Source organism: Methanobrevibacter sp. V14, from assembly GCF_963082475.1.
In the GTDB taxonomy this organism is placed as follows: Archaea; Methanobacteriota; Methanobacteria; order Methanobacteriales; family Methanobacteriaceae; genus Methanocatella.
Window position 1 is genome coordinate 169798 of sequence record NZ_CAUJAM010000006.1, and the last position, 12176, is coordinate 181973.

Annotated in this window: 9 protein-coding genes; 2 read left to right on the plus strand and 7 right to left on the minus strand. The window is 33.2% G+C overall.

The features are described 5' to 3' along the window. Window positions 1-6 precede the first annotated feature (6 nt). Together Q9968_RS02820 and Q9968_RS02825 are read left to right on the plus strand one after the other, a co-directional pair. On the plus strand, window positions 7-1164 hold the full coding sequence (locus Q9968_RS02820; protein WP_305513271.1) for a thiolase domain-containing protein: 1158 nt from the start codon (window positions 7-9) through the stop codon (window positions 1162-1164). 24 nt (window positions 1165-1188) lie between these two features. After that, window positions 1189-2112 (plus strand): DUF1848 domain-containing protein, encoded by a 924-nt coding sequence (locus Q9968_RS02825; protein ID WP_305513273.1) that lies wholly within the window; start codon window positions 1189-1191, stop codon window positions 2110-2112. 40 nt (window positions 2113-2152) lie between these two features. On the opposite strand, the gene rhuM is transcribed toward Q9968_RS02825, so the two are convergent. The 7 genes from rhuM to Q9968_RS02860 all read right to left on the minus strand — a co-directional run bounded on the left by rhuM (window position 2153) and on the right by Q9968_RS02860 (window position 12167). Next, on the minus strand, window positions 2153-3196 hold the full coding sequence (gene rhuM, locus Q9968_RS02830) for a RhuM family protein (protein WP_305513275.1): 1044 nt from the start codon (window positions 3194-3196) through the stop codon (window positions 2153-2155). Window positions 3197-3224: 28 nt separating this feature from the next. Next, window positions 3225-5327 (minus strand): DUF1565 domain-containing protein, encoded by a 2103-nt coding sequence (locus tag Q9968_RS02835; RefSeq protein ID WP_305513276.1) that lies wholly within the window; start codon window positions 5325-5327, stop codon window positions 3225-3227. A 316-nt stretch (window positions 5328-5643) separates the two neighbouring features. Further along, the gene (locus Q9968_RS02840; RefSeq protein WP_305513278.1) at window positions 5644-6135 is read right to left on the minus strand and encodes a hypothetical protein; all 492 of its coding nucleotides are present in this window, start codon (window positions 6133-6135) and stop codon (window positions 5644-5646) included. Window positions 6136-6290: 155 nt separating this feature from the next. Beyond that, window positions 6291-8879, minus strand: coding sequence for a DUF5814 domain-containing protein (locus Q9968_RS02845; RefSeq protein ID WP_305513279.1), 2589 nt, complete (start codon window positions 8877-8879; stop codon window positions 6291-6293). Window positions 8880-8934: 55 nt separating this feature from the next. Further along, on the minus strand, window positions 8935-9753 hold the full coding sequence (locus Q9968_RS02850; protein ID WP_305513690.1) for a DUF368 domain-containing protein: 819 nt from the start codon (window positions 9751-9753) through the stop codon (window positions 8935-8937). A 131-nt stretch (window positions 9754-9884) separates the two neighbouring features. Then, window positions 9885-10658, minus strand: coding sequence for an MIP/aquaporin family protein (locus Q9968_RS02855; RefSeq protein WP_305513281.1), 774 nt, complete (start codon window positions 10656-10658; stop codon window positions 9885-9887). 9 nt (window positions 10659-10667) lie between these two features. Beyond that, the gene (locus tag Q9968_RS02860; RefSeq protein WP_305513282.1) at window positions 10668-12167 is read right to left on the minus strand and encodes a DUF2193 domain-containing protein; all 1500 of its coding nucleotides are present in this window, start codon (window positions 12165-12167) and stop codon (window positions 10668-10670) included. Window positions 12168-12176: the final 9 nt, after the last annotated feature.

Here is a 12176-nt window from a genome sequence, read left to right on the forward strand (position 1 = left end):
TTAAATATGAGAGATGTTGCGATTATAGGAGTTTCACAAACAAAATTCGGTGAATTATGGGATTCATCATTTAGAGATTTAATTGCTGAAGCAGGTGTAAAAGCGTTAGTAGATGCTGAAATAGATGGTGCAGACATTGAAGCAATGTTTGTTGGTAACATGTCATCTGGACTTTTTGTACAACAGGAACACATTGCTGCTCTTATCTCTGATCATGTTGGTCTTAATCCAGTTCCAACAACAAGAGTTGAAGCTGCCTGTGCATCAGGAGGTCTTGCATTAAGACAAGGTATTATGGCTGTTGCATCAGGATTCCATGATGTGGTAATTTCTGCAGGTGTGGAAAAAATGACAGATGTCGTTGATGCTACTCCGGCTATTGCCACCGCATCTGATCAGGAATGGGAAGCACAGCAAGGTGCTACTTTCCCATCATTATATGCAATGATTGCAAAAAGACATATGTATGAATACGGAACCACTCGTGAACAGCTGGCACAATTTTCTGTAGTGAACCATAAAAATGCATCTAAAAATCCAAATGCACAATTCCCCTTTGAAGTAAGTGTTGATAAAGTGATTAACTCAACAATGGTTGCAGATCCATTAACACTCTTGGACTGTTCCCCTGTAAGTGACGGAGCAGCAGCAATTGTAATGGTTCCTGCTGAAGATGCTAAAAAATATAGTGATACTCCAATTTATGTAAAAGCTTCCGCACAAGCTTCTGGAACCTTAACTTTACATGACAGAAAAGATTTAACTATCATTGAATCTACTAAAGTTGCATCCAGAAAGGCTTATGAAATGGCAGGGGTTACTCAAAAAGACATTGACTTGACTGAAGTACATGACTGTTTCTCAATCAATGGGCTTTTGGCTGTAGAGGATTTAGGATTTGCCGAAAAAGGTAAAGGTGGAGTGGCTATTGAAGAAGGACAGACTGAAATTGATGGGGATTTCCCAATCAACACATCAGGCGGTCTTAAGGCACGTGGACACCCATTAGGCGCCACAGGCATTGCTCAAGCTGCCGAAGTCATATGGCAACTTAGAGGAGAAGCCGGTAAACGTCAGGTGGATGGTGCTGAAATAGGTATGACTCACAACATTGGAGGTACTGGCGGTACTGCAGCTGTACACATTTTCGGAAGAGATTTATAAATCTCTTAAATTTTTATTTTTTTCATGATAATTAACACAGGTTCCAGAACTGATATTCCCGCTTTTTTTAGTAAATGGTTTTATAACAGGATTAGTGAAGGATTTGTTTGCACCCGCAATCCTTATAATAATGACATTTATAAATATCCGCTGAATTCTAAAATAATTGACTGCTTATGCTTTTGCAGTAAAAATCCAAAACCTATGCTTAATAATTTGGATAATCTTGATGATTTCAATCAGTTCTGGTTTGTAACTATTAATCCTTATGATAAAGACGTTGAAGTTAATGTCCCTAATTTTAAAAATGTTATTAAATCTTTTAAAAGGTTATCTGACTGTGTGGGAATTAATAAGGTGTCTTGGAGATATGATCCTATTTTTATTTCAGAAAAATATGATTTAGATTTTCATATTGAAATGTTCACTAAAATTGCACATGAACTTAGAGGTTACACTACTGACTGCACAATCAGTTTCATTGATTTGTATCGGAAGGTTTTAAGAAATTTTCCAGATGCGGTGGATGTTGCAACTGAAGAGAGATTAATTATTGGCAGTGAATTTTCAAAAGTTGCAAATGACTGCAATATTAAGATGAAAACTTGTGTTGAAGGAACTCTTCTAGATAAATTTGGTTTTGATTCAAGTGGATGTATGACTCAAAATGTGATTGAGAAAGCTATTGGTAAAAATTTAAAAATCCCTAAAGGAAAATATAGGATTCGGGAATGTGATTGTATATTTGGGAGGGATATTGGAGCATACAATACCTGCCTTCATGGATGCAAGTATTGTTATTCAACCGTAAATCCAAAACGGGCTCAGAAGAACTATAAGCTACATAACTCATGCTCTCCACTTTTGATTGGCAATATTAAGGATAGTGATATTGTGAAAGAAGTTAGGGAGCCAAGTTATATAGATACTCAACAAAAACTACTTTAAATGCTCTTTTTTTAAACATGCTCAATTAAATATGCATTATTTATTTTCCCTCTAGTCGTTTTATATCTAAAATCATTTGATCAAAGTCAGAAATGAAGTTCTTATCTTGTACAACTCGGAATTTTTCATATTTTTCAAGAACATGTTCTCTGGCTTCTTCGGCAGAGATTTTACCTTTGTCAACTAGGATTGGCAGCCTTCGAAGTTTAAGGTAATCATCCAGCAGTTCCTTCCAATCCTTCATGCCCATTGGGATTCTATCTTCTGCACGTGATTCAGCTAAATTTAAAAAACCTTCTACTAAACTGTTTAATCTAGATAATTCCTTCTGATTTAGATAATTTTTTGATATGACTACATCACTTTGGAGTATTTTTCCATTTGGTGCTTTTTTCCAAGTTGTCAATCCCATATGCGTTTTTTCAATATCGCTTCGTGTTTCTATGATTTCAGCAGCAGTATGGTTGCTTATTGCATATATCAGTTTGTTCTGCACTGTAGCAAAGAATTCTTTTGTGATATCTGCATTTTTGTCATAATCAAAACTTGTTGCATAAATGTCAGTGATTTTTTGATTGAATCTTCTCTCTGAAGCCCTTATCTCACGAATTGTTTCTAATAATTCATCAAAATAGTCTTCTGTAAATCTTCCACCTTTTTTCAGAAGTTCTTTATCTATGACAAATCCTTTTACCATATATTCCTTTAAAATTTTATTGGCCCAACGACGAAACTGGGTTGCTTCTTTACTGTTGATTCTATATCCTATTGATATGATTGCATCAAGATTATACCATTTTTGGGGCCTACCTCGATTATTTGATTTTTTTAAGGATTTCTTAATAAAATCAGAATTATCTTTAAAAAGGTCTTTAGAAGATATGCTTACTTCTTTTTCATTTAGCTCACCTTCCTGAATGATATTTGAGAAATGCATTGAAATATTGGCGGAAGTTGTTCCAAATATTTCTGCTATGACTTTTTGACTTGACCATAATGTTTCGTTACCAATTATGAATTCAGCTTCTATATCGTTCTGTTCACTTTTGTATAATAACTTTTCAATAAGTTTGAATTCTGGCATACATGTCCTCCTTGGTTTAATTTAAAAATTATATGATTGGTTTTATATGGACAGTATAGGTATTGGCTAAAATTAAAATTCCAGTATTGCTTTTGAAATTTAAATTACTTGCTTCAACTGTGCCTCCACTCTCAATTAATGCAGATTCATATGAATTTGATTCGAAAGTGCAATTTTTCAATTTTAAAAATCCTCCTTCATGATTAATAATTCTCTCATCAGACGAAACAGCCTTTTTACAATTTCTAAATACCCCATTTACAATTTCAAACTCAAAATTGCCAATATTGAAAATATTCCCATTGGCAGAAATTACAACATTATTTTCACAAATAATTGATAGGTTGTAATTAACATTAAGATTTGTCTCTGAAAATGTTCCATCCAATATTTTTATATTTCCAGTTGAATTTGCAAGTTCAATAGCTTTCGAGATTGTTGCAACCGGATTATCTTTAGATCCATTATTGTTGTTATTACCTGATTTTTGTGATACATGAATATACTCTTTCGGTAAACCTACAGAAACTTCATTACTTGTACTATTAGATATGGATGGAACCACATAAACTTGAGCTTTTATGATGTTTTTTATATTCAGTGTGAAATCTGTGGAATTTACTGTTTTAATATATTCGCCATCCATGTAAACATCATAAGTGGCTTTGTCTAAAATGTCAGAATCATAATAATTTGCATTTTTTAAGCTAGCATCAATATGTAGAGTTACTTCATTCCCTATCCTATCATCTGCTGTGAGTTTGAGTTTTGAAAATTCAATTGAGTTTCCAGAATAATAATTATCCTGCAATATGCATTTTGAATAATGCGCTAATCTGATAACTAATGCATCACCTACACGAGTATGATTAATAAACCTATTACCAATCAAAGTAACATCAGGTGAACCATGATCAACATGTTGAATTGCACAGATGGCAGTGCCAATAGATGCACTGTTAGATATGAAAGTGGTATTTAATACAGTAATGCCTCCTTCATCCATAATTGATATAGCACCACCACGACCAGTACCGGTAGTTGATAGTTCATCCAAACTCCAACATAAGTTCTCATTATGATTAAATAATGAATCTTTAATATAAATATATGGATCATGTAAATATTTACAGGCACCTATTGCACCACCGCCATTATTAGTAGTGCAATTATTACCTACAAATATAGTATTATAAATCTGCAAGTAACTATATGTATATAGTGCACCACCATTCCAACCAGCCACATTATCAGTGAAGTTAGAATCATATATCGTTGTATTTGCACCGCCATGAGTATGTATTGCACCTGCCCACCAAAAAGCGGCGTTCCTGTAAAAAGTGGAATTTCTCACAACCAGTATTCCGCAATTATTAATGCATCCAGGTTCGGTTCTAGCGTAATTACCTTCAAAGTAACAATTATTTACCTCACCTCTAGCTCTTGTGCATAATGTTGTAGGATCATCATCGGGATTATATACACTCAAGCAACCGAAATCAGTAGTGCAGTTTGTAAAAGAGCAATTTGTTAAAACAACATCCCCTTTCATAATATGCAGGATAGAAGAGTGACCTCCAGTCATGGAAATATTATTAAAAATACAATTTTCAACAGTGTTAGTTACATTTCCTCCCATCTGTAAAAATATTGCATTAGGTTCAAATTTTGAGGAAATCCATTTAAATGTGACATTTTTTAAGGTTATACCATGACCTGAGTTTTCAGATACACTAATAGCCAAATATTTAATTGAACGTGCATTAGCAGAGGCATCTCCAAAATAAGCTCCGGAACTTCCAATGATTGTAACATTATTATTTACCTGTATTTGATAACTAACATCGTCAACGTCAGTCGGATAAAAATTGGTATTCTCTTTAAGTTTTAAAACATAATTCCCATCATTTAAATAACAATAATACTGCAATTCATCCCAATTATTTACAGTAATCTCTTCCAAATTATCTCCAATAACATTTTCAGCACTGTTTGATAAAATAGAAGACGAATTATCATTCCCATTTACTTGATTTAAAGTTGAATTATCCAAATCCTCTGCACAAACACTACCAATACTTAAAATAAGTATTAATAATGAAATACCAATTAAAAAGTTTTTTGTTTTCATAAAAATACAACCTAATTGATATGAATTATCATATAGATTTATTGATAAAAATATATAAAGTTTTAAAGTATATTTGAAATTAAATAAAATAATGTATAAATAAAGTGTACATCAGCATTATAATTTGAGTTTTAAATGAATATAAAGTGTTTTTAATCTAGATTCCCTCTAAAATGATTAACAAACACATTTTACAGATGTATCCATCAAAACAAAGTCCTAAGGCATGGTGGTGATTTAAAATATGAAGATTTTAAAAATAGAAAATAAAGCTATTGAGAATGTTGAAAATATTTTAACCCAATAGCTATGGAATTTAAAATATAAACCCTTGATTCTTCTTGTGTTTGTATGAAATTTCAAACGAATTCAATGCTAGATTTTTTAAAACTTCAATATCCTTTTCATTGAAACCTGCAACTTCTTCCCATTGACATTCAAGGCGATTAATCTCTTCTAAAATTTCAATTCCCTTATCCGTCAAACAACAATCATATGCAAGGCCATTTTCAGGATTTTCATCAATTTCGATTAAATCTTTTTTAGCAAGTTTTTGGTATTTTTTTAAATATAGCTCTGAATGTAGATTGAATAAATCATTTTTATCTGCTTTTTCATATTGTCTAATTCTGATACGCTTGTGATGAGGTTTCTCATGTTTTTTAACCTGTTTTAATAGTTTAATTTGACTTTCATGTAAAAACACACTTAAATTTTCACGAACGTATGTAACTTTAGATTCTTCAATTATTCCCACCAATGAGGAGGGACTCATGTTTTCTATAGCTTTTTTATGTGGATGTGGCATATTATCACCTTATTTCATTTGTCCAAAGATTCCCATTATGATACTCAGGCAAGTTCACATGCAGCAGTATTCATTGCTTGAAAAACTGCTTTTTCGACTGCCATATACATCAGTATTGTAATTGCAACCAATTAATATTTTTCATCAGCATTACATCACCCATTTTCTATTTTCCTAATTAAGTAATTAGTTTTTTTAACTACATTCCCATTACCATATGCATTTGCAATTCTTTTGACTGCATCCAAGTTCTTGACAAAATTATCTAGCCATGAGAAAATATCTCCCGGATAAACTTGAATCTGATATTTTTTAAATAGTTTGTTTGAAATATCTTGAGGATCTCTACCTTTAAGCCTTTCATGGACAATTACTTCTGAAATTCCCCTTTGCATGCAACTGCAAAATGGCCTATCCTGACATCTGCATTGCATAAAATCACTTTGAAGAGCTATTAATGCCTCTTGGAATTTTTTATCAATTTTGTCAATTGCTTCTCCTGAAGATATTATATCCAAGGTTGATTCTGCAAATAATCTTGTCGAGAATTTGATTTTTAAAGCATTTGAGATTTGATTGTGAATGACGCTTGACAAATATACATTGTCAAACATTTCCAAATCCAGCGCTATTGCTAAAATTAAAACTTTAAGCTTGTCATACTTGTCTTTTTTCTTATACATTGGAGATATGCCAACATATCTTTTCAAGTAATTTCCATCATGAAGTGTATTTTTAATAAACTCCGCATCATCAATTGATAAAAATGATACCGATGTTGCCCTTCCATATTTAGTTATTTTTAATCTGTTTGAAACCCTATCAATTAACCCTAAGTCTTCCATTTCCTCAATAGCTATTTTAATGCTAATCGGAACATCGATGCTTTTATAAAATTTATTTAACTCATCAACAGAGCCGATAGAAGTTGATGAAATATCTGCAAGGATCTGTTCGTAAGATGACTCCTCATCATATTCAATATAAACATCTTCACTGTTACTTTCTAAAAGGTCTAAGGCCATTGCTTCTTCAGATTCTCCTTGAAAATCATTTCCAACTTCAGGAATTAAATAAACAATGCCTCTATCATGATAAGACGGCCTTCCAGCACGCCCCAACATTTGTGAGAATTCATTTGGATTGATCCATTTATTGCCCATCACTAATGAGTCAAAAATTACTTGGGAAGCTGGAAAATCCACACCCGCAGCAAGAGCTGCAGTAGTTACAACACAAGAAATCCTGCCCCTATCAAAGTCCTTTTCAATTCTTTCTTTTTTATAATAAGATAATCCCGCATGGTATGCATGAGCATTGATACGTTTATTATTTAAATAATTAGCAATTTGGTGAGTTTTACGCCTTGAATTAGTAAATATGATAGTCTGTCCACGATATCCTTTCTTAGATTTGGTATTGAATTCCATTTTAACAAGTTTCTGCATGATGTGTCTTTTTTGGGATTCGTTTCTTACATAAACTAAATGACGCTCCAAAGGCACTGGGCGCTCAGCATACTCCACCAATTTCATGTTAAATTCAGAAGCTAAAAATTCAGGATTTTTAACAGTAGCTGACAAGCCTATAATTTGAGTTTTAGGATACAAATGTTTTACACGCTTAATTAAACCATTGAGACGTGTTCCCCTATCCTCATCATCAATCATGTGAATTTCATCAATTAAAACTACTCCCAACTTAGACAAGGTATCCGAATTTCCATTACGCAAAAGGTAATCAATTCCCTCATAGGTTGCAACAACAATGTCTGCTTTGGATATGTCCGAATCCGGCAGATTGAGTTCCCCTTTTGCTTTTACGCGATTTCTTCCAACTTTAATAGATACTTTTAAACCTAGTTTTGAGTATTTCTTTTTAAAATCACGATATTTTTGATTTGCAAGAGCAACTAATGGAGTCAGGAAAACAAATTTCTTGCCATTCAGGGCTTTTGCAATTCCTGCAAGCTCCCCAACTAAAGTTTTGCCCGAACCCGTTGCACTAACAACCAGCAGATCCTCACCTTTTAGAAGTCCCTCTTTAATGGCCAAATATTGAACTGGCAATAATTCAGTGCTTCCAGAATCTAAAAGAACCTTTTTAAAGTTTTTAGGAATTTTTAAACGTTTCATATCCACCGGCGGAATGATATGTTTGGATTTGCGGGTTTTATCAAATAATGTTAATCTCCTATTTTTTAAGGGGTCGAAATGAGGATCCAGGATTGATAAAGTTTTTTCTAAACTATTTGTTTTTTCTAATGTTTTTTTAAGATTTCTAAAAATCTTTTTATCAAATCCTTGAAGCTTCAACTCTTCTTTAATAGTATCATGAGCACAATCTTTACAAATTAATTGATTGTGATAACCATATGAATAATCTGAATTGACAACAGTAATATTTCCCTCATAAGCACAGTAATCGCATACCCTTGTGCGCCTAACTTTAATATTAAGTGATGTTAAAAATTTTTCAACATTCTCATCAGGTGTTGCAAGAAAAACCGCTTGAGAACGCAATAGTTTAATTACCTCTCCTGGAGGAAGTAGTGTTTCATTTAATGTGGAGGTATCTTTAAAATTATAATCAGCTACAAAGCGAGAAATAGACAGCGAATCTCCATCTTGACTAAATTTAATATTGCCTACAAAGTCAGGTTCTCTTTTATGATTCAATGCGCCTTTTGGTGAGCCGACAGGATACAGTTTCCACTGTTTTTTAATCTTTTTTAAAACTAGCATTGTTTATAATTATATTGTTAATTGTTAATAAACATTAAAAAAGTGAAAAATTTGATTATTCTTTATAATCAAATTTAGTTTCCAATACAATAATAATTACAAAACCGATTACTGCAACAATAAGGCAGGGGATAAAACCTGAAAAGTCCATACCCACTGAACTGACGATTTCCACACATGGAACTTTTAGTGAACCAAGCATTATGCCAATTAGAAATGCCATAGTTACTTCTTGATGATTTTTTAACAAGAAATTAAGGATTTTTGAAAATCCAAGAATTCCTATTACTGCACCAACTACAAATGTGACTATTTCAGTTATCTGAAGTTGATGAAGTGCATTTAACATATACTTATATTGTCCAAGCAAAAATAACAGGAAAGATCCTGAAATGCCCGGTAAAATCATGGCACAGATTGCAATTATTCCTGAGAAAAATATTACAATTAACGAGTGATTTGCAGCTATTGGATTTAAACTTACAAAGATGTAAGTTAAAATAGCTCCAACTATTGCAAAAATTAAATTTTTCATGTTTAATTCATCGAGTTTTTTAAATAATATTACAGCTGAAGCTATAATCAATCCTAAAAAGAATGCATAAGTTACTGTTGTGTGGAAATCCATACAATAAGTTACAACTTTTGCAAGTGTTAAAAAGGCAACTCCAATACCTAATATCAGAGGTATTAAGAATTTAAAATCGATTTCTTCCAATAATTTTGACCAAAAACCACTGAAATCCCCTTTAATCAATGGTTTTAAAAATCCAAAACGAATATTACTTATTGCTTCTACTAAATGTCCATATATCCCAGTAATTAATGCGATTGTTCCTCCGGAAACTCCGGGAATAATATCCGCCGAACCCATAAGAATTCCACGAATAAATATTAAAATTGCTTCTCCGATATCAAAACTCAAATTATCACCATACAACATTATTAGTTTAATATATGTTATATAGCTTTCTAAAAAAAGAAAAATAGAATAATTCAAAAGAATTATTCATCCCTAAACGGTTGCGGGAGTTCACAAACTCCACTATCTTTTGCTAAGTATGCATAAGCAAATGCTGCACAGATTGCACCTAAAATTGATCCAATCAAGTATATTGGGTAATATGCCCAGAGATTTTGACCACCAAGTAACATATCCATTAAGTATGGCCCAAATGTACGTGCAGGATTAATTGAAGCACCAGTGAATGCACCTAAAACTGCAATTACTGCTGCAACAGTCATACCAATTGATATTCCAGCGAAACCAGGTTCTGCTTTTTTATCAATTGCAACACCCATTACAACCATCATTAAGAAGAATGTGCCTAAGAATTCTGCAAACATAGCTTGCAGGTAACTTACACCAAGTCCCGGAGCTGTTGCACCTAACCCTCCAATTGCTACAGCCGGAGCACCTAAACATAGGTATAATGATAGGCTTCCCAAACATGCGCCGATTACTTGAGCAACAATATAGTAAATACTGTCCTTTAAAGCAATGTTTTTAGTTACAAGCAAACCAATAGTAACAGCAGGATTTAAATGTGCACCAGATATCTTACCGAACACATAAATACATATCATTACAGTTAGACCAAATACTAATGCTATTGCAATCCAGTCTCCAAGACCTCCTAAAATACCGATTCCAACATTATTAGGGTCAATGCTTTGTGAAATTAAAAGTGTCACAACAGCTGAGCCAGTACCGAACAATACGAGAAAAAATGTTCCCAAAAGTTCTGCAACGAATTTTTTTCGTATATTGCAAGTCATTTTACCCTCCTATACAGACTCTCTCCACTGACAATATTCATGTCTATTATCCACTAGAGAAGCGGATGCGCAGTTTTTACATCCCCTTACCGGAGAACCAGCCACTTCCTTGTTAAGAGCAATTAGGTTGGTCATCATTGTTGCAGTAATCGGTTCTGAGGTTAAAAGACATGGATAGTCTGCCAATCTCATAAGTGATGAGAATCTGACAGTTATTGCGCATGCAGGATAAGTGTATAATTGCGGATTCATTACAATTTCATTAGCTAAAACCGGACTTAAATCAACATCCAATCCACTGATTTTAGGCACCAGGTCTTTTTTAAGTCCTGCCCTTATTTTTCTGGCTTCACTTATAGAATTAAATCCTCTGTAGATCATGTCCATAAAGTCACAGTTGTGCAATTCGGCAGCAGCCCCTCTAGTAGGATACAGCTGTACATAATTGTGGAATCTTTTTGAAAATAAGTCAACTACCATTGGTGCATTAAATCCATCCAATTCTAAAATAAATTCTGTTGCACATGCAGATGAACCAGTAGCGAGATTTAACACATTTGATGGAGATTGATACTTATCCAAATTATTTCTTAATGTTGACTCAATAACATCAGCTGTTGCCTGAACAATAGCTAATGTCACATCATCTTTACACATGTTATAAGTAGATTGACCAATATGATGTCCAATGTCCCCAACACAATATGCAGGTACGGTTACAATGTTTCCATAGTGTACACCATCATTCATCGCAGCTTTAACAGATTTTGTCATGGCTTTTTTATATTTGGTCATGTAATCTCTTACATCAAAAGATGAATGTTCAGCATCATCCATTAAAGTACCTTGTCCTTCAATAGGAGTCTTATAAATCATTTGCAAGGTTGCAACTTCTTTTTCAGTTGCTTCTGCAGCGGTTGCACCATCTTCTAAAGCATTAGCAAATGCATCACCAATACCATAGGAAGTATTCATACCCCATGATTTTGCAGATAAAATTGCTTGCTTGTGAGTTACGGGAATGTCAGTTTTTTGTAAAATTTGATTTACAACATTACTTGTACTTCCAGGCATTAAAGCAAAGTCTACAACACAAGTAGGTCCATAGAATCCCCCATATCTTCTAATTGCTTCTTTTGACACAATAGCTTCTGAATCTGCAATAGCTTGTATAAATTTATCAACACTGTCTGCAAATTCCCCATCTTCATCACATAATATTTCTAAAACTGGAGGAGTTTGAAAATGTTCAATGAAAGGATCATCTTCACATTTTAAAGTATCAGCAATAGAAGATAAAATCTCAAAATGGTTTTTAACAGAGTCCTTGTGTAAATTTATAACAGATTCCGCCTGACCATCAAATACTGTCATATTTGAAACAGCATCAGCATATGGTTTTGCATCAACAATTTTAAAGTTTTTGTATCTATTTTCTGATATAACAGCAACATCTGCTTTTTGAGCAGCCATTGCCTCGTCAATCATTTTTTCATATAACTCTCTCATATTATCACC